Here is a 19938-nt window from a genome sequence, read left to right on the forward strand (position 1 = left end):
AGCATGGAATATCTGATTTGTACCAACCGTTCTTGGGTGCTGGATGCTTTTTTGCAGGTGCGGAGATCGCTGCCCGGCCGTTGGAGCATTTGCGTCACACCTGAAGACCTCGCTAGCACGGCTCAGCGCCTCAAACCTCGGTTTATTTTTTTCCCGCATTGGTCTTTCATCGTGCCCGAAGAAATTCTTTGTGAGTACGAGTGCGTATGCTTTCATATGACTGACGTGCCCTATGGGCGCGGAGGGAGCCCATTGCAGAACCTGATCGTGCGAGGTCACACATCGACGCAACTAACAGCTCTTAGGATGACTTCTGAAATCGATGCGGGTCCGATTTATATGAAACGTCCTCTTAGCCTTGAAGGCAGCGCTGAAGAAATTTTCTGCCGTGCTTCTGAACTGAGTGTGCAGATGATGGCCGAGATTGTCGCCACTGAGCCCGAACCGGTTCCGCAAAAGGGTGAATCGACCATTTTTTCTCGTCGCAACCCGTCGCAGAGCGAACTCCCAATAAACTCGAGCCCTGAGGTGCTTTATGATCATATTCGTATGCTCGACGCACCGGGCTATCCACATGCTTTTCTGCGTCACGGTTCTTGGCGGGCGATATTTACAGATGCCCAATTGATCGGCGATACCGTCGAAGCTCGTGTGCGATTCGAGAAACCGATTGCAGAGGACCTTTCATGAAGAGAATATTGGTCATCGCCGCGCATTCCGACGATGAGGTGCTCGGGTGTGGTGGTTCTATCGCGGCCCAAGTCGATCAGGGTGCGGAAGTTAGCGTGGTGTTTCTTACCAACGGTGTTGGAGCACGCAATACTGATAGCAACTCCGCCATCGAGCGGCGCATGGAAGCATCGCGCAATGCAGGCAAGATTTTAGGCGTGAAAGAGATCACGCAGCGAAATTTTCCTGATAATCGGCTAGACAGCATACCTCTTCTAGACATCGTGCAGTCGATTGAGCCTGTAATTGCTGATCTATGCCCCTCTGTTATCTTGACTCATCATGCGCACGACTTAAATATAGATCATCGTGTGTGTCACCAAGCGGTTCTGACAGCTTGTCGTCCTCAGCCGAAACATCCGGTGAAGACGATTCTTGGGTTCGAGGTCGCCTCATCGACCGAATGGGCTTTTTCGGCCCCGGCCTTCGTGCCGAACTATTATGTAGATATTAGCTCGCAACTGGACAAGAAACTTCGAGCGCTAGATGCCTATCGCGAGGAAATGCGACCAGCGCCGCATCCGCGTTCGGCAAGTAGTGTCGAAGCCCTAGCGCGTTGGCGGGGGGCAACGGTCGGATGTAGTGCAGCTGAGGCTTTTTCAGTAGTTCGAATGATTAGCGGGGATATTTAAATTATGAAAACACATATTGATATCGCAGGTCGAATTATCGGGCCTGGGCATGCGCCTTATATTATCGCCGAGCTTTCTGCTAACCATAATGGCAGCCTGGAAACGGCTATGCGCATCATTCAAGAGGCTGCTAAGGCAGGCGCTGATGCCGTGAAGCTTCAGACTTATCGCCCGGATACCATGACGCTTGATTGTGATAGCGAGGACTTCCAGATCCATGGGGGCCTGTGGGATGGCCGCACGCTCTATGAGCTCTACGAAGAGGCCCATACCCCTTGGGAGTGGCACCAGCCGCTCTTCGAGCATGCCCGCAAGCTGGGTATTACCATCTTCAGCTCCCCCTTCGATACCACCGCGGTGGACCTGCTCGAAGAGCTCGGCGCCCCGGCCTACAAGATCGCCTCCTTCGAAGCGGTGGACCTGCCGCTGATCGAGTACGTGGCCAGGACCGGCAAGCCGATGATCATCTCCACCGGCATGGCTGACGCCGAGGAGATACAGGAGGCCATCGACGCCGCTCTTGGCGCCGGTTGTGAACAGCTCGCCATCCTCCACTGCGTCAGCGGCTACCCAGCCCCGCCGGAGGACTACAATCTTCGTACCATCCCCGACATGGTCGAGCGCTTCGGCCTGGTCACTGGCCTTTCCGACCATACCATCGACAACACCACCGCCGTCACCAGCGTAGCGCTTGGCGCCAGCCTGATTGAAAAGCACTTTACCCTGGATCGTAACGGCGGCGGCCCCGACGACAGCTTCTCCCTGGAGCCGAAGGAACTCGCTGCCCTTTGCTGCGATGCGAAGACCGCCTGGCAGGCGCTGGGCAAAATCGATTACGGAAGAAAATCCAGCGAACAGGGCAATGTGCAGTTCCGGCGCTCGCTTTATTTTGTGAAGGACCTCAAGGCTGGGGATGTCATTACCGAGGATGCGGTGAGGAGTGTGAGGCCGGGGTATGGGATTGCGCCCAAGCATTTGAATAAAGTTCTAGGCCACTCACTTAATCAGGACGTGAAAGCCGCAAGCCCTGTCCGGGGTGATGTCGTTCATTCGCTGGAGAATTCGTGAGGTGCACGCATTAGCTACAAGACAAAAGAAATCTCTCGTTCTTGTTAGGACGCCTTTTCAAGCTTGGCTTGTAGAAAAGGTACTCAAAGCGGAAGAGGTGACATCTTTCGATCTACTTTATTTTACGCAAAATGACTCCAGAGAGGATCAAGTCTATTACCAGCGTTTAGCTGAAAAGTCTCGAAATGCAAAATACATTCATGTGCCGAGGCAAGTCGTTGACATCCTGAATCATGTACGCTTTTCCTTGGCATCATGGGCTTTCGTTTATCGAAAGAGTTACGGTGCTACTCTTTTGGCTAGCGTTGACTCCTATGCCATTAATGCTATTGCTAATCGCCGTCAAGCCGGTGAAATCGTGACTTTCGATGATGGCACAGCAAACTATAATCAGGCTGGTCTATACTTTCGTGATGTGCATAACTGGAGAGAGCGTTTTTATCTTCGAGCTTTCGGTGCCAAGACTATACAAGATACGAGGATGAATATCGTGAGGCATTACACGATTCATCCAGCTTTGGAAAATATTGTGGATAGGACTCGGTTGCGATCGGTCCCTGGCTGGGAGTCTTTTTCGCGAGAAAGGTCGCAAGGTAATAAAAAAGTATTTTTTATCGGGGCTCCGTTTAGAGAAACTTTGAACCATATCCAAATAGAAAATCTTGAAGCCTATGCTAGAGAGATAGGTGTTGATGTCTATGTCCGCCACCCGCGGGAAGATAAACCACTGAATCTTGACGCACCGTTTCTTGAAAAGAAAGGAAGGATTGCCGAAGAAGCAATTCTTAACGATGCCGGAGGTCAGCAGATTGTTCTTGTGGGATTTTTGAGCAGCGTGATGTTCAATTTGGCATCGTGTGCATATCATAGAATAGTTTTGGTTCCGACTGGTTCACAACGGTATACCTTTTTGATAAAGCTCGCACAGGAAGCCGGTTGTGAGATTGTAAATCTCAGTGATAGATAGTAACCAGACTTATTTGTACGCAAATAGAAGCCTAGCCACTTGGAAATCGGTTATGAGCAGCCGAGGGTACTGTTTTCGGAGCCTAGTGGGTTGCCAACCCGCACTTGGTCAAGATTTGTCACCAGCTGGAAGCGGGTCTTGCTTTGCTATGGATGACCGTGAAGCCTAGGCAGCTAGCCGATAGGGTGCGTGATCGAGCCCCGAAAGCAGGATTGTGGCAGGTGTCGACGTCGTGAATAAGGCGAATTTGGTTCGATACCATCACAGAGGGGGTATCCGCCGCGGCTCACTTTCCAAAGTCAAGGACCTCGTGAACAAGATCGAACACTTCACCAATCAACGAGAACACTACGCTGTTTATCTGGACAGCTACCGCCGGCTGCATCCTCGAAAATATCAAACGCATCAGTTCAATTATTTCTGGGACGACACACTAGGAACGACTTGGAAACATGGATGAATCTAAGGTCATTTCCTTGTTGAGTGAGTATTTTATCGAGCCGAACTGCCAATTGGAGAAACTTCTTGGTCGGCCTATCTCCTGCTGGAAAACATTTGAGTCGAAGCTGCAAAATGATTAGCGAACCAAAACCAGGTGTCGAGCCATTGCGTGTTCTCCACGCGGTTAATCGAATGGACCTTGGAGGTATAGAGACGTTTTTGATGCGAGTTTACCGCGAAATTGAGCATGATCGTGTTCAATTCGATTTTCTTGCTCATCGGCCAGGGGAAGGTGCCTATGACGATGAAATTCGGTCGTTAGGTGGACAAATATTTAATATCGATTTCAGTTATAATCCGGCACGCTTTCCAGGTTATCGAGGTGATGCCTTGTCGTTTTTTTACGATCATCCTGAATTTAAGGTGGTGCACTCTCATCTGAATGCTTTCAACGGTATTTTTCTGTCTCTTGCCGCTCGTTCGGGTGTTCCTGTTAAGATTGCGCATATTCATGCGCAATCTTCTGGTAATGCACTCAGAGAACCGCTCTGGAATTTGCTAAAAAAGATCGGAAGAAAATGCTTTTCGAAGCAGTTCGCTTGTTCCAGTCGTGCCGGTCGTTGGGCGTATGGGCGAGATGCTGAATTTTCAGTTATTCAGAATGCCATTCCTTTGGATGCTTTCGCATTCAATGCTCAAGATCGGCAAGAAATTCGTCAAGAGTATGGTCTCGGTCAGCGTACTGTGATTGGGCATGTGGGGGCGTTTCGTCCGAACAAGAACCAGCGGTTTCTCCTTCCCGTTCTGGATGAGCTTAGACGCTACGATCCTACTGCCTGTCTATTCTTCCTGGGAGAGGGAGAAGAGAAAGACAATGTATCAATATTGGCTTCTGAAATGGGATTGAGCAAGCACGTGGTGTTCGCCGGTGAAGTCTCCAAGCCGGAAAGATATTACTCTGCTATGGATGTGCTGGCCTTTCCATCTGTCGACGAGGGCCTTGGTATCGTTGCAATTGAGGCGCAGGCCTCGGGGCTGCCATGCGTGCTTTCTACGGGAGTGCCGGATGAGGCCGCGGTAACTGACCTGGCGATCAGGTTGCCGCTAGACGGAAACCGTAATATCAAGGAATGGACATCTACTATTAATGAACTAAGCGCGAGGAGCCTAGCCCGTGATGTTATAACGCCGGGCTTGGAAGGATTTGACATAAAAGCAACCGCCCGACAATTGCAGGAGATGTATCTTGCCATGGCGGACGAACAGCGAAAACCATGATTCCTAATAATCTTGAACGTGGTTGTACGCCCCGGGTCCTCCAATTCGTCCCGGGTTTTTTTTCCGGCGGTATCGAATCGCTGCTGATGGGGCTGTTACGGTGCATGGACAATAGCCGGCTTCAGTTTGATTTCCTAGTCGATACGCAAGAGGCGCTACCCGAGTTCGAGGAGATTCGCTCGGCGGGCGGCAGGGTGTTCCAGTTGGGGCGCTTCTTGGATGCGCCGTTTCGATACCAGCGCGAAGTAGGTCGAATTCTGGATACCTACAGCGAGGAGTACTTGGCGGTGCATTGCCACACTGTAATCCGAGCCTTACCGATCTTGCTGGCGGCCCGAAGGCGCGGTATTCGCAAGCGTATACTTCATTCGCATACCGATAGTTTGCAGGGTTCGCGACAAGCATTGATCGCACCGGCAATCTCTGCCGCCACGGCGCCGCTCGCCACCGATTTCTGGGCCTGTTCGGATGCGGCAGGCCGCTTCTTTTTTGGACGCCGAGCGTTCAAAGTGTTTAGGAATACCATTCGTACGTCGCAGTTTGCTTTTGATTCCGACGATCGTTCGCGCGTCAGGCTACGGCTGGGGATCGATTCCTGTGATCTGGTGATCGGGCATACAGGCCGTTTTACATTCCAGAAAAACCACGACTGGCTGATTCGTGTATTCGCATCGCTTCATGCCCAGTGCCCGAACACCCGGCTGCTTCTGGTCGGCGAGGGTCCACTCAAAGCTGAAATGAGATCGCTGACCGAAGCGCTTGGCGTGGCCGATGCGGTCTGCTTTGTCGGCCTGCAAAGCGACGTAGCCGCTTACTTGTCGGCGATGGATGTTTTCTTTCTCCCTTCACACTACGAGGGCTTCTGCATTTCCTTGCTGGAGGCTCAGGCCAACGGTTTACCGTGCCTGGCCGCGGACGTCATCCAAGATGACGTGCAGGTGACCCCCCTAGTGAGAACCTGTAGCCTGGATGAACCACTCGAGCATTGGACTGATGCCCTTATGGGCTTGGCCGACCGGAAACAAGACCGTAAGGGCTCAAACGTGGAAATCATCCGAACTGCCGGCTTTGATACCGCCTTGCAGCTCGAACAGCTGATAGACATGTATCATCAGAGCTGACGGAAACCGTATCTAGCCTGAATGAAAGGCCCGTTCACCAGAAATGAGAATCATGTATGTGCGGAATAGCACTCGTATTTACAGCCGAACATCATAGCGCCGAAATGCTCGATCGCCTGGTGAAGGCACTCGAGCATCGGGGACCTGATGGGCAAGGCACGGTATCGTTCAGGTCGCGCACAGAACCTGGATGGTCAATTTCCCTAGCACACACTCGCCTTGAGATCGTCGGACTGGGTGAAATCGGTGATCAGCCAAAAAGCGGTGCGGACCAGGGCGGCCTGATTTTCAATGGCGAGATATACGGCCCCACGGCAGAACAGAGCCTGCGCCAAGCCGGTATCTCTTCCGATACTCAGTGGATTTGGGAGCAACTCAAGGCCACGGCTCGGATAGGGCCACCAAAAGGCTCCGATGGGATCTGGGGTATGGTGTCTTATGATCCGATGGACGAAGTTATCAGCATTAGCCGTGATCCACTGGGTGTGGTCCCGGTCTATGTATATGAATGGTCAGGCGGACTAGTGGTTGCCTCGGAGATCCAGGCAATCGCGAAGGCTGTCGGGTCTCTGCCGATCAATTATGACGAGTTGCTCGCTGCCGTGGCCTCCCGACAACTTTCCTACGGCAGGTACGTTGACGGCCTTTCCTGCATCAGTCCGGGCGAAACCCGGAAATATGGCTTGCGCAACGGCAAGGTGGTCTGTCTCGGAAGCAGTTTCGAAGATTACTTTCTGGACTACCTCGAAGGCAATCATCGGTTCGATACCGCATTCGATGAGGCAATTTACCGGCAGTTCCAAGCGGATGTTCCGCTTGGTGTGCAATTGAGCGGCGGCATCGATTCGACCCTCATCGCCGCAACGCTGGCACATCAGGGAAACAAAGGAATCAACACCTTTGTTGCACGCACTAATCTCGCCGGTCATGATGAGGCCGATTTTGCTATAGAAAATGCCCGAAAACTCGGGTTGAGAAAGCCAATTGAAGTGCCTATTGATGCGCAGGCCTTTTCCGAGGAAATTCTGGGTTCTTTCGGAAATATCGACCCGGCTTTTAGTCATCCAAATTTCTTTGCCGTGAAAAAGATCGCTCGTTCCGCTCGGGAAATGGGGATTAAGGTCCTGTTGTGCGGTGAAGGCGCCGATGAACTGTTTCGTGGATACTCCCGGCTACTGCCCAGCAATCTGGCTCGGCTAGTAAGCTCGTCGTTTTCAGAGTACGTTCAGAAAAGTGTGGATAACCGTCGCTTAAATTTCGATCAGTGTCTCCCTGGCGCAGCAAAGCGCGCAATGCATGCCAATGGGTCGCTACATTATCGATGGGTAGAGGATCCCTCGCTGAGGCATTTATTCTGCAATTACCTGCACGAATTATTGTATCGCCAGAACATTGCGGGGATGGCGCATTCGGTGGAAGTCAGGCCTCCTTTTCTCGATTTTTCCGTTGTAGGATTCGCGATGAACCACCCAAATGCCTTTTTATCTTGCCGTCACGGTAAAGTCGATTTTCTCAAGGGTGCCGTGAAGTCTCGTTTGCGTGACTTGTTTCCAGGTTACACAGGACCAAGCAGGAAAAGCGGATTTTCCATGCCTCTTCAGCACTTATTAAATTCAGATGCAGTGGCTTTGCTTGGGGATTCGGTGAAATTCTCTGCGGAGCATTTGGGGATCGATAGAAGTACTTGCTTTGAACGCTTCCAGAAAGGTGAATTGAGCACTTTCGAATTCGAAAGAAATTTATGGCCTGCATTGGTGCTCGGCGGGGCCGTGTCAGCCGCCGGCCATAGCATATCCTGATGCTGAACCAGTGATCGTGGGAAGGCTTCCCAAGCAAGCGGCATTAATAACTTGAGTTGAGTAATACTCTTTATAGTTGATTTATGATGGATATAAAAGAAAAACTCCTTTTCAGAGCCCCCCCGTGGCTCAAAAACTTGATGATCAGTGCCTACGGTTGGCTTGAGCAGCGAAAGCGCTACGGCTCTTTTTATAGGAAAAATTACCAACAGTTGTCGCTGCTAATGCAGGCGACGCCGGAAGCAGTACTAGCTTATCATTCTAAAAGGCTACGGGAGTTACTGCACGAGGCAATTACGTATTCGCCTTGGTATAGTGCTGTGTTTCAGCAAAATGGTGTAACAGCCGATATGGTCGCTAATGAGCCACCATTGGATATCCTTGGGCGATTACCTTTGCTTGAAAAAACGACGCTAAAAACACGGACCGAAGAGGTTATGTCGGCCAACCCTGCCCGGGAAGCTTTTACCACGGTCAGTACTAGTGGCACCAGCGGTAGTCCCATGAAGGTGGTATTTGATGCAGAGGGGCGTCAAGGTACCTACGCAGAATGGCGACGTTACCACGATTGGCTGGGGTTGCCAGAAAAGTTTCACTCGGTTCGATTTTCCGGTCGAATTATTGTTGATCCGGCGACTACTAGATCGCCATTCTGGGCGCATAATTGGCCTGATTGTCAACTCTTCATGTCTGCATACCATCTGAAAAAAGATTACCTTCCATTCTATGTCGAAAAACTTAGTTCATTCAAACCTGACCTGATAGACGGCTATCCTTCTGCCGTATACATACTGGCAAGATATTTGCTGAGAACAAAAACTCGACTTCCCTTTCAGCCAACGGCCATTTCTCTAACAGCGGAAACGCTGATGGAACACCAACGAAAGACAATCGAACAGGCCTTCGGCTGCAAGGTGTATAATCAGTATGCTTCATCGGAGGGCGCCCCATGGATTGTGGAGTGTAGCCAAGGGAATTACCACCTTTGGCTGGATACTGGGGTGTTTGAGTTTATTAACCGCCAAGAGTTGGATTCAGAAACGGATGTTGCCGAGTTGGTGGTGACTAGTTTTAGGAATTTTAAAACACCTCTTATTAGATACCGTATAGGTGACTATGTCCAGCTATACAAGAAACCTGTCCAATGTGATTGTGGTGCACCTTATCCTATTATAAGAGGTATTATTGGGCGCAACGATGATATCTTGTTTACTCATGAAAAGGGTAGTGTAGGGCGACTAGACCCTGCTTACAAGGGTGTGGAAGGTATTCAGAAATCCAAGATTGTCCAGTACACACCTGAGGAAGTGGCTGTTTATTTGGTGCCTGAAGAGGGGTTTGACGATAGCCAAAAATTATTGTTGATTCATAATCTAAAGGAACGCCTCGGTAGCAAGCTATCTATTAGTATTAAAATTGTAGATGATATCCCCCCTGGGAAAAATGGAAAGTTAAAAAGCGTTGAGCGCCGATTTCAATTGCCTGAAACTTGAGAGAGAAGAAGAATGTCATTGAAAATTGCGCTTCTGGGTGATATTTGTCTAACCGGAAAGTATGATTTGAAAAATAACCCTGAGGCTCTACGTCAGTTTGACGACATCAAAGTTTTTCTTAAAGGATTTGATTTGGTTATTGCTAACCTTGAGTCTCCTTTAACTGATAAAAACTTATCATTTGTTTGTAAAGCAATTCACATCAAGTCTCCTTTGGTAAATGTAGAGATATTGAAATACCTAGGCGTTGATGCTGTTAGCTTGGCTAATAATCACATATTTGATTTTGGGTATTCTGGATATGCTTCGACCATCTCTGCCTTGCAAGAAGCAGGCATAGACTACTTTGGTGTCGAAGGCCGTGAAATTCTTTTGGAAAAAGGTCGTGAACGAATATTGCTGGGTGGATTTTGTTGTCTTTCTGCTCATCCGAGCAAAGCGAACAGTAAAGGTGTTAATGTTTTAAACTATGAATCATTCAGGAGTTTTCTTGAGCGATCTCGTAGTGATAATGCATTTCCTATAGCCAGCGTGCATTGGGGTGATGAAAATGTACATCACCCTCGCAAGGATCATGTTGCCTTTTCCAGATTAATGGCCATTGATTATGATTTCTTGCTCCATGGTAATCATCCCCATGTCATTCAGGGAGTTGAAGAACTAGGGAAGTCATTGGTTGCTTATAGCTTGGGGAATTTCTGTACCGACGAACATAGATCTCGGGCTATCAAGAATTTGATTGTTAAGCATGCAAGGGAAAATCAGAAATCTTTTGTTTTGAGCGTTGATATAGAAAGTAGTGAAATCAATTCATACGATACCATTCCGGTTGGTGATTCAGCTAATGCACTGTTAGTTATGGGTGAAGAAGAAAGGTGGGAAATTTTAAATCTTTCGAGATCATTAGTTAAAAATGGAAATTCTCATAGTCGGCATTTTTTACCATCTTTTCAGGGATCTGAAAATGACTCGCAAAATCCTCCTAGGTTTAGTGTCTCCTGGTTTTTGGCGCGTTTAAATTATTATTTTATAGGGGCCTTCTTGAAAGGATTGATAAATAGGGTTAGATATAGAATTATTTTCACAAAAATTCGTAAGATAGCTCAGCAAAGAAATGTTGCCTGAGTTTTAATTATATATATTATGTTTGCCTTGGTTTTTTTTCTTTGATGTTTTTGTTGTGGCAGGTAACATGACTCCTTACTGGATTCTTTTTCTGATTCCCGCTGCTGGGGTGCTAGCCATTCGGCGACTGTCCTCGGCGTCGCAATCCCCCGTGTGGTGGATGGTGGGGGCACTCTTTGCTTTAGCCATCGGTCTTCGCTTCCAAGTGGGCGGCGACTGGGGTGCCTACATGCGCTATTTTGACAATGCGGAAGGCATGTCGCTGCTCGAAGTGCTCGCGGATGGTGATCCCGGTTATTCCCTGCTCAACTGGCTTGTCACCCAGCTGGGCGGTAACATCTACTGGGTCAATCTCTTCTGCGGCGTAGTGGTGATGGCCGGCTTGGTGGTCTTCTCACGTCGTCAGCCCCTACCCTGGTTGGCGCTGCTGGTGGCGGTGCCCTATCTGATCGTGGTGGTGGCCATGGGCTATACACGCCAGTCCACGGCCCTAGGCTTTGTGCTGCTGGGCCTGGTGGCCCTCGGCGATAACCGGGTGCGCATCTTTGTAGTATGGGTACTTGTTGGTGCCGCCTTCCACAAGTCCGCTGTATTGATGCTGCCGGTGGCTGGCTTGGCCGCTAGCCAGAACCGCCTCTCCTCGCTGGCCTGGGCCGGCGCCGCCTCTCTGATCGGCGGCTATCTGTTCCTTTTCGATTCCGTCGATCGGCTCTGGACCAACTATGTGGAGGCGGACTATCAGTCACAGGGTGGGCTGATCCGTGTGCTGATGAACGCCGTGCCGGCAGTTTTGTTCTTGCTGTTAAACCGTTACATGCGCCTGAGCCAAGCTGAGCAGCGCCTCTGGTGGTGGATGTCGGTGCTGGCCATCGCCTGCCTGCCGCTGGTGGTGATGTCCTCTACAGCAACGGACCGGGTTGCGCTTTATTTGATACCTCTGCAGGTTTTCGTGTTTGCACGGTTGCACCTGGTGACCCGCGATTCCCTGCGTCGTGCTTATATCGTTACGGGTGTGGTGGCCTATTACGCTGCAGTTTTGGCGGTATGGCTGCTCTTTGCTAGCCACTCCTCGTCATGGTTACCGTATCGAGCGTTGGGGATGTGAGTGAGGGGCGAGGGCGTTGTCTGATTTGCCCGTGATGTGGTTAACTAAAATCCCAACACATATTATGTTTTTTTAGTTAAAGTACCGACTAGGGTCATCTGCGTGAGGAAACAGCGTGAGCTACACGCGGCTTCAACTGGAGCAAGCCAAGGTCGCCACCAATGCCATTCAGCTCTTCGAGGCGTTGGAGGCGCATCGAGACCAGGCACGCCAGGTGGCTGGCTCCATGCACTGGAAACGTATCGCCGGCCGCGACTATCTCTACCGCGGGTATTCCCACGGCAAGAACCAGTCGCTGGGGCCGCGTTCACCCGAGACGGAATCCATCAAGGCGTCGTTTGACGCCGGGAAGGCGGCACACAAGACGAGAGAAGACGCCCTGAAGCAGCAGTTGAAGACCCACGCGGCTTACGCGCGAGCCAATCGGCTGCACCGTTTCCCTCTCATCGCCGCCCGCATCATTCGTGCTCTGCAGCGTCGGGGCGTTCCTTTCCGCATCATCGGTACCAATGCCCTCTATGCGTATGAGGCACGGGCCGGCGTGCTGATCGAGCCCGAGCACCTGGCCACCTCCGATGTGGATGTGCTGATGGATGCCCGCCAGGGAGTTCGTATCGCGGCTCAGGTGAAACCCGAGGGCTTGCTCTCCCTGCTGCGCCGAACCGACAAGACCTTCCAGCGGATCACTGATGCGACGTTCATGTTCTGCGCGGTCAATGACACCGGCTATCGCGTCGACTTCATTACTCAGGGTGGCAGCGATCCTCTTCAGGTGAACGACTTCGAGCGCCTGCTGGAGGAGGGGGATCTGACGCCGGTGATCATCGAGTCACTCAAGTGGCTGGTGGCATCGCCGCGCTTCGAGGCGGTCGTCTTCGATGAGCGGGGGATGCCGCTTCGGCTATCGACGGCCGACCCCCGAGCGTTCGTGCTGCACAAGTGGTATGTCAGCCAGCGCCCCGACCGTGAGCCGGCCAAGCGGTACCGTGATGAAGCCCAGGCCAGGCTGGTGGCCAGCCTGCTTCATCACGAGTTGAGGGACTTGCCAACGACGCGGGCGGTGACACGGGCCTTTCCCCACTTGCTGCGTCAAGACGCCAGCGCCGAGCTGGATGACTTTGATGTGTGACGAGGGGGCGAGGTTCGAGGGACGAGGGATGGGGCCTGAGGTTTGGGGAAGCTTGTTGAAAGCTGTGCACTGGCGCATAATCAACAAAATATTGTAAGAAGTGCGCGACTATGATCCAGACGCTACAGTTCAGCAACTTCTACTCGTTCCGCGATGACGCCGAGGTGTCGTTTGAGGTGGGGCGCCAGCCTGCGGCATCCCAGTATGACCTGTCATATGCCGATGGCTCTCGTGGCAACAAGGTGCTGGCGGTGGTGGGGGCCAATGGCTCGGGCAAGACGCAGTTTCTCAAGCCTCTGGCCTTCCTGAGCTGGTTCGTGGCCGACTCCTTTCTGAATACCGAGCCGAAGGTGCGTATCCCGTTTCGCCCGCATGCCCTCAGCCCAGAGGAACCCACCTGCTTCGAGCTGTCGTTTGAGCTGGATGAAGAGCACTACCGTTACCGCCTTGAAATCAACCAGCATCATGTCCTGCATGAGTCGTTGCACCTCAAGACGAGCCGGCTGTACAGCTATGTGTTCGTGCGCGAGCGCGAGGAGGAGGGGTACACGGTCAAGCAGAAGGGATTCGGTTTTCGCAGTACCCAGGCCCGGCAGGTGCGCGGTAACGTGTCGCTGCTTGCGGCGGCGCATATGCATGATGTACCGCTGGCGACGTCGATGGTGGAGTACTTCCGTGGGTTTTCCTACAACCTGCAGGTGACAGGGCGTGCCCACTACGATCACGCACGCCTGTTGAATAGCGCACTTTTTTTCCAGGATCACCCTGCCATGCATCGCCGGGCGAGTGACCTGCTGTGCCGGTTGGACCTGGGGCTGGAAGATGTGGAGCTCGAGGAGGTGGAGATCAGCGGTGGTGGTGAGCATGACGTCGAGGGCCCGCTGTACATGCCGATGGGGATACACCGCTCCGCTGCTGGCAGCTTTCGCCTGCCATTCCTCGATGAGTCCAGCGGTACACAATCCGCCTATGTGCTGCTTCACCGGATTCTCCCCGTACTGGAGCATGGCGGCATCGCCGTGATCGATGAGCTCGACAATGACCTGCATCCGCATATGCTGGAAGCGTTCCTGGACCTGTTCCGCTTCGAGCATTCCAATCCCCATCAGGCACAGCTGATCTTTTCTTGCCATACCTCTGAAGTCTTCAACCTGCTGGCCAAGCATCAGGTCTATCTGGTCGAGAAGCGTGACCTGGATAGCGAGGCCTGGCGCCTTGATGACATGGTGGGATTGAGAGCCGACGACAATCTCTACGCCAAGTACCAGTCCGGCGCGCTGGGCGCGGTACCCGAGATCTGAGTCTGAGATTTAAGTGACAGGATGGCCAGACAACGCAAGCGCCGTGATGTGAGAGTCAAGCAGAGTACCTTGCTGGTGGTAGGCGAAGGTGCCCACGAGCGCGCTTTCCTTGAACACATGAAGCAGCTCTATGACCGTCGGAATAACCAACAGCGGCTGACCGTGAAGGCCGCTGACGGGGGCTCACCCGGAGATATCCTGCGTGTTGTTCGCAAGCGCTACCAGCACATTGACTACGATCGTCGCGTGATTCTGCTCGATGACGATGTGCCGATCTCCGTTTCCGTGGCGGACGAGGCCCGCCGGTTGGGCATCGTGTTGTTGGTATCACGGCCCGTATGCTTGGAAGGGTTGTTGCTGGATGTGCTGGGGCAGCGTGCCCCGGCAACGGCAAAAGCATGCAAGTCTTGCCTTCATCCACAGTTGAGCGGCCCGCCCACCGAAAAATCCAGTTATTCGGCCTTGTTTCCCGTGGCTGTGCTGGATGGAACCACCCAAGAGGCCATCGCGGAACTACGCCGTTTGATGCGTAACTGACGCGCGCTGCCTATGCCTCGCTGCTTCTTTCAGCCCTGAAGGCGATTTCGCGTATGCAAGACAAGGACGTTGTGGTGTTGGTCTCCAACACCTCCTGGTATCTCTATAACTTCCGTCGCGGCACCATCCTGGCGCTGATTGATGCGGGCTACCGGGTGATCGGCCTGGCGCCGGAGGATGACTACGCCGCGCGGCTGGTGGAGGAGCTGGGGATCGAGCATATGACGCTGCCCATGGAGGGCAAGAGCACGCGCCTGGTGGGGGAAGGCAGGAGCCTGCTGGTGCTGGCCACTACGCTGCGCCGGCTCAAGCCGGCCTTCGTTTTCAACTTCACGGTTAAGGCCAATATCTATTCGGGGCTGGCCTGCCGGGTGCTGGGGATTCCCTATGCCAACAATGTCTCCGGCCTAGGCACCGCCTTTCTTCACGACAGCTGGCTGTTTCGTCGGGTGCGTTCACTCTATGGCTTCGCCAACCGCGGGGCGCGACGGGTGTTCTTCCAGAACCAGGAAGACCACGACCTCTTCCAGTCTCACGGCTTGCTGCGCGACACCCCCACCACGGTGCTGCCTGGCTCCGGCATGGATACCACCCGCTTCGCCTTCTCGCCGCTGCCTGGGGTTGGAACGGAAGCTGGCCCCTTTACCTTCGTGATGATCGCCCGCCTGCTTGGCGACAAGGGCGTGCGCGAATACGTGCAGGCCGCCGAGCAGGTGCGCATCCAGCATCCGGAGACGCGCTTTATGTTGATCGGCCCCCATGGCGCCAGCAATCGTACCGCCATTAGCGAAGATGAGGTGCGCGAGTGGCAGGCCGCCGGGGTGATCGACTACCTGGGCGAACAGGGTGACGTGCGGCCCTTTATCGAGCAGGCCCAGGTGCTGGTGCTGCCCTCCTACCGGGAGGGCATGCCGCGCACGGTGCTGGAGGCCGCGGCCATGGGCCGCCCGGCCATCGTTTCCGATGTGCCGGGCTGTCGCCACGCCATTGCGCCTGAGGTGACCGGCTGGCTGTGCGAGGTGAAGAGCGCCGATTCCCTGGCCGAGCGCATGCGGGAGTGTATCGAGATGCCGAGCGAGCAGCTGCAGCAGGCCGGCACGGCGGCACGCCAGCGCATCGAGGACGAGTTCGATGAGCGCATCGTCATCGACGCCGCCATGGATTGCCTGACGGGGACTGTCCCCAAGGAGACGCGATGATAACGCCACTGCTTCCTCTGGTGGCGCTGCTGCTGACCAGCCTGGCCATCGTGCTGTTGCGCCAGCCGGCGATTGCCTGGGGGCTGGCGGATATCCCCGGGGGAAGAAAGCAGCACGATGGCATCATCCCCCTCACCGGGGGGCTCAGCGTGTTTATCGGCTTCCTGCTGGTCCAGCCGCTGCTCTCGGTGTCGGTTGGCGAGCTGCTGCCGCTCTATGTGGGGCTGGTGGCACTGGTGGCCTGCGGGGTGGTTGACGACGCCCGCGATATGCGCAGCACCGTGAAGCTGGGCATCCAGCTGGCGGTGGCCGCCCTGATGGTGCTGTGGGGCGGCCGGGAGCTGGTTTATCTGGGAAGTTTCCCGCTGGTGGGCGAGGTGAGCCTGGGCTGGCTGGCGGTACCGGTGAGCATCGTGGCGGTGGCGGGACTGATCAATGCCATCAACATGATGGATGGGGTGGATGGCCTGGCCGGCGGCAGTGCGCTGAGCGTGCTGGCCTGGCTGGCGCTGGTGGCGGCGCTGCAGAGCCAGCTGACGCTGCTGGCGGTGATCGTGACCCTGGGCGCGGCGCTGGTGGGGTTCCTGTTGTTCAACCTGCGCCACCCCTGGCGTAGCCGCGCCAGCGTGTTCATGGGCGATGCCGGCAGCATGGCGCTGGGCTTCGCCATCGCCTGGTTCGTGGTGGAGCTCTCCCAGAGCGAGCGGGCGGTGGTCAGCCCCGTGGCCTACGCCTGGGTGCTGGCGCTGCCGGTGATGGATACCCTGAGCCTGATGGTGCGCCGGATCCGCAAGGGGCGCAGCCCCTTCTCGGCGGATCGTGACCACCTGCACCATATCATCCTGCGTGCCGGCTTCACCCCGGGGCAGACCACGCTGATCCTGATACTGCTGGTGGTGGCGCTGGGCGGCGTGGGCGTGGTGTTCTCCCTGGCGGGGGTGCCGGATCTGTTGCTGCTGCTGGGGCTTACGGGGTTGATCGCGGTGCATGGGCTGTTCGTGCAGCGTGCCTGGGTGACCAGCAAGGCGCTGCGCCGGTTGCATGGTGCCACCCTGAGGCAGGGCGCGGTGCGTGCGCCTGCGCAGATGATGCGGCTGCGACGCCACACGCGGGTGGGCAGTGGCCGCCGCCGGGTGGCGCTGGTTGGCCTCTACCTGATGGCCTTCAGCCTGGGCCTGGATGGCCGCCTGGCGATGCTGGGGGCGGCGCTGGCGGTGGCCGCGGCGGTGCTGGCCTTCCCGGTATTCTGGCGCGATGTGCTCAAGCTGAAGCTGTTCTGGGTGAGCGCGGCGCTGTGCCTCTATCTACTTTTGCGCGCCTGGAGCGGTGGCGAGCTGGACGAGCCGCTGTGGTGGCGGCTGATGGCGATTACTGGCCTAGTCAGCCTGCCGCTGGCCTGGTGGCTGGCGCAGTGCCGGCTGCACTGGAATTGGCTGGTAGCCACGCTGCTGCTGGGCGGCGGCGTGGCCTTTATGCTGGGTGCCGAGTGGGCGAGCCTGGAGCGTGGCCTGCTGGGCAACCCCTGGGTATGGGGGCAGCCGGCCGAGATCGGTTTCATGGCGGCGGTGGGCCTGATGCTGCTGATGGGCGTGCTGCTGGTCGGACTGCAGCGCCTGGGCACCGGCTGGCGGCCCAAGGCCCAGCTGTTGCTGGCGGTGCTGCTCGCCGTTCCCGGGGTGTTGATGCTGATGGGCACCGGCTATACCACGGCCTGGGTGGCGGCCGGAAGCGGCGCGCTGATGTACGTGCTGGCCACCCCGGTGCTGGGGCGCCATCAGGGGGATCGGCTGGGCCGGCTGGGCTTGACGGCGCTGCTGGGGGTGCTGGCGCTGGGGGTGATCAGCCACGACTGGCTGCTGCCCGACAGTGCCACGTTAGTACAGCGGCTGGTGGAGCCGCTGCAGGCGCTGGGCCTGATGATCAACGGCGAGTGGGAGCAGGCCCATGCCCTGCATCCCGGCGTGGTCGAGCGGGTGATGTTGTGCCGCCAGGCGTGGGACGCCTTCCAGCAGCAGTGGCTGCTGGGCAGCGGCCGGCTGGCGCTGGAGCAACTGGAGCGACCGCTGGCGAGCTACGGTGGCTACTATTCGCTGCTGGCCAATATCGCCGCTGCCACCGGCCTGTTGGGTATCGTCGGCTTCGCCGCCGTGGCGCTGCTGCCGCTCAAGGCCCTGCTGTGGGCCAACCTGCGCCGCCACTGGCACGCGGTATGGGGTCTGGGCCTGATGAGCGCCAGTGTGACCGTGCTGGTACTCTGCCTGCTCTCCATGCCGCTGCGCTTCTCCGGCCCCACCGGGGTGATCGTGCTGCTCGCCGCCGCCATGCAGGTGGCGGTGTTCCAGCGGCAGTGGGTGAAGGGCTGACATCTTCCTATAGCAGAGTCATCAACAGCGCCAATAAACCACCTGCACCCATAAGGGGCATCAACGCCAGCGGCAGTTTGCCATCCCGTACCCAACTGCCTAGCTCTAGGCATGCCGCGGTGGCGATAACTCCCATCAGTGCCAGCAGATGATTGGAGAGCGAGGGTAATGGCATATGGCTAAGCCCCCAGAAAAGCAGGCCGTAAACCAAGACGCCCAACAGTATCCATGGCGCCCACTGCATTAGCTTTGGTGTTGGTAGTACCGGCCAGCGGCGATTCCGCCGTTTTGGTGCTCCCTTCGGCGTGGGGATCTCCCCACGAAAAAGATACGGTTGGGTGGTGTTCATGGGTATTTCCGCATGGTGCATGAGAGCAAGGAGGCTAGCGATGCAGGCTTACGCGGTCAATGCTCAATGCCTGGTTGCAGGTATGCGTCTTTGCTTGTGGTCACGCGTGAATTAGATAGCGCTTGTTGAGGACCATGAGCCAGCATTTCTGCTCGTGGCTGGGCGCTATGGACTTTCTGGCTCGTGTCCCTATCCTCAGTGCCTCACTATTTTACTGAAATGTATTGGGAAGTGTATGACCCGTTTCGAGACACTCCAGGCCGAGCTTCAGGCCGCGCCGCGTACCTGGCTGGTGACCGGCTGTGCCGGCTTTATCGGCAGCAACCTGCTGGAAACCCTGCTTAGGCTCGACCAGCGGGTGGTGGGCCTGGACAACTTCGCCACCGGCTTTCAGGCCAACCTGGATGAGGTACGCGGGTTGGTGAGCCCCGAGCAGTGGGCGCGGTTTACCTTTATCGAGGGGGATATCCGCGACCCCGAGACCTGCCGCGAGGCGATGCGGCTGGAAGGCGAACCGGTGGATCATGTGCTGCACCAGGCGGCGCTGGGGTCGGTGCCGCGTTCCATCGCCGATCCGCTGGCCACCAACGCGGCCAATATCACCGGGCACCTGAACATGCTGGTGGCGGCCAAGGATGTCGGGGTGAAAAGCTTCGTCTATGCCGCCTCGAGCTCCACCTACGGCGACCACCCAGCGCTGCCCAAGGTGGAGGAGCGCATCGGCAAGCCGCTGTCGCCCTATGCGGTGACCAAGTTGGTCAACGAGATGTATGCCGAGGTGTTCGCCAGCACCTACGGCTTCAAGGCCACCGGGCTTCGCTACTTCAACGTGTTCGGCAAGCGCCAGAACCCCAACGGCGCCTATGCGGCGGTGATCCCCAAGTGGGCCGGCGCCATGCTCACCGACGAGACGCTGTTCATCAACGGCGACGGCGAGACCAGCCGCGACTTCTGCTATATCGCCAACGCCGTGCAGGCCAACCTGCTGGCGGCCACCGCGGACGACGCGGCCCAGGGCGAGGTCTACAACGTGGCGGTGAGCGGGCGCACCACCCTGAACCAGCTGTTCGAGTACCTGCGTGAGGCCCTGGCCGAGCAGGGCGTGAGCTACACCCAGGACCCCACCTACCGCGACTTCCGCCCTGGGGACGTGCGCCACTCCCAGGCGGACATCGGCAAGGCCAGCCGGCTGCTAGGCTATGAGCCCAGCCACACCATCGTCGAGGGCATCCACGAGGCGATGCCCTGGTATATCGACCACTTTCGGCGGGGGTAACCGCCTCGGGGTCAGACCAGTTGAAC

General features: G+C 55.6%; 17 protein-coding genes. 16 read left to right on the plus strand and 1 reads right to left on the minus strand.

Annotation, left to right across the window (positions count from 1 at the left end; genetic code table 11):
* Window positions 1-3 precede the first annotated feature (3 nt).
* From NFH66_RS07700 to NFH66_RS07770, 15 genes are all read left to right on the plus strand, one after another.
* Complete coding sequence (locus NFH66_RS07700) at window positions 4-690, plus strand: formyl transferase (protein ID WP_349609600.1); 687 nt, start codon at window positions 4-6, stop codon at window positions 688-690.
* Window positions 687-1361, plus strand: coding sequence for a PIG-L deacetylase family protein (locus NFH66_RS07705; protein WP_349609601.1), 675 nt, complete (start codon window positions 687-689; stop codon window positions 1359-1361). The genes NFH66_RS07700 and NFH66_RS07705 overlap by 4 nt, the downstream gene beginning before the upstream one ends.
* 3 nt (window positions 1362-1364) lie before the next feature.
* Window positions 1365-2429 (plus strand): pseudaminic acid synthase, encoded by a 1065-nt coding sequence (gene pseI, locus NFH66_RS07710; RefSeq protein WP_349609603.1) that lies wholly within the window; start codon window positions 1365-1367, stop codon window positions 2427-2429.
* Entirely contained in the window at window positions 2401-3396 is a 996-nt protein-coding gene (locus NFH66_RS07715; protein WP_349609605.1) for a glycosyltransferase family 52, read from the plus strand. Before pseI ends, NFH66_RS07715 begins: the two co-directional genes overlap by 29 nt.
* A 573-nt stretch (window positions 3397-3969) precedes the next feature.
* Window positions 3970-5115 carry a glycosyltransferase family 1 protein gene (locus tag NFH66_RS07720; RefSeq protein ID WP_349609606.1) on the plus strand — a complete coding sequence of 382 codons (1146 nt, stop codon included), beginning with the start codon at window positions 3970-3972 and terminating at the stop codon, window positions 5113-5115.
* Window positions 5112-6236, plus strand: a complete 1125-nt coding sequence (locus NFH66_RS07725; protein WP_349609607.1) for a glycosyltransferase — start codon at window positions 5112-5114, stop codon at window positions 6234-6236. The genes NFH66_RS07720 and NFH66_RS07725 overlap by 4 nt, the downstream gene beginning before the upstream one ends.
* A gap of 56 nt (window positions 6237-6292) precedes the next feature.
* Window positions 6293-8035, plus strand: a complete 1743-nt coding sequence (locus NFH66_RS07730) for an asparagine synthetase B family protein (RefSeq protein ID WP_502878644.1) — start codon at window positions 6293-6295, stop codon at window positions 8033-8035.
* An 86-nt stretch (window positions 8036-8121) separates the two neighbouring features.
* Window positions 8122-9528, plus strand: coding sequence for a phenylacetate--CoA ligase family protein (locus tag NFH66_RS07735; protein WP_349609611.1), 1407 nt, complete (start codon window positions 8122-8124; stop codon window positions 9526-9528).
* 12 nt (window positions 9529-9540) lie between these two features.
* On the plus strand, window positions 9541-10653 hold the full coding sequence (locus NFH66_RS07740; RefSeq protein WP_349609612.1) for a CapA family protein: 1113 nt from the start codon (window positions 9541-9543) through the stop codon (window positions 10651-10653).
* 67 nt (window positions 10654-10720) lie between these two features.
* Window positions 10721-11758, plus strand: a complete 1038-nt coding sequence (locus tag NFH66_RS07745) for an EpsG family protein (protein ID WP_349609614.1) — start codon at window positions 10721-10723, stop codon at window positions 11756-11758.
* 115 nt (window positions 11759-11873) lie between these two features.
* Complete coding sequence (locus NFH66_RS07750; RefSeq protein ID WP_349609615.1) at window positions 11874-12887, plus strand: GSU2403 family nucleotidyltransferase fold protein; 1014 nt, start codon at window positions 11874-11876, stop codon at window positions 12885-12887.
* A gap of 110 nt (window positions 12888-12997) precedes the next feature.
* Complete coding sequence (locus NFH66_RS07755; protein ID WP_349609617.1) at window positions 12998-14188, plus strand: AAA family ATPase; 1191 nt, start codon at window positions 12998-13000, stop codon at window positions 14186-14188.
* A 21-nt stretch (window positions 14189-14209) separates the two neighbouring features.
* Window positions 14210-14725, plus strand: a complete 516-nt coding sequence (locus NFH66_RS07760; protein WP_349609619.1) for a hypothetical protein — start codon at window positions 14210-14212, stop codon at window positions 14723-14725.
* Window positions 14726-14778: 53 nt separating this feature from the next.
* A complete protein-coding gene (locus NFH66_RS07765; protein WP_349609620.1) occupies window positions 14779-15924 on the plus strand; it encodes a glycosyltransferase family 4 protein in 1146 nt (381 codons plus the stop codon).
* A complete protein-coding gene (locus NFH66_RS07770; protein ID WP_349609622.1) occupies window positions 15921-18287 on the plus strand; it encodes an MraY family glycosyltransferase in 2367 nt (788 codons plus the stop codon). Before NFH66_RS07765 ends, NFH66_RS07770 begins: the two co-directional genes overlap by 4 nt.
* A gap of 7 nt (window positions 18288-18294) precedes the next feature.
* Here NFH66_RS07770 and NFH66_RS07775 read toward each other — a convergent pair whose 3' ends face one another.
* Complete coding sequence (locus NFH66_RS07775; RefSeq protein WP_349609624.1) at window positions 18295-18636, minus strand: hypothetical protein; 342 nt, start codon at window positions 18634-18636, stop codon at window positions 18295-18297.
* A 235-nt stretch (window positions 18637-18871) separates the two neighbouring features.
* On the opposite strand from NFH66_RS07775, the gene NFH66_RS07780 reads away from it, so the two are divergent.
* The gene (locus NFH66_RS07780) at window positions 18872-19912 is read left to right on the plus strand and encodes an NAD-dependent epimerase/dehydratase family protein (protein WP_349609625.1); all 1041 of its coding nucleotides are present in this window, start codon (window positions 18872-18874) and stop codon (window positions 19910-19912) included.
* The last annotated feature ends 26 nt before the right edge of the window (window positions 19913-19938 follow it).

It is taken from the genome of Halomonas sp. H10-9-1, from assembly GCF_040147005.1.
Taxonomy (GTDB): Bacteria; Pseudomonadota; Gammaproteobacteria; order Pseudomonadales; family Halomonadaceae; genus Halomonas.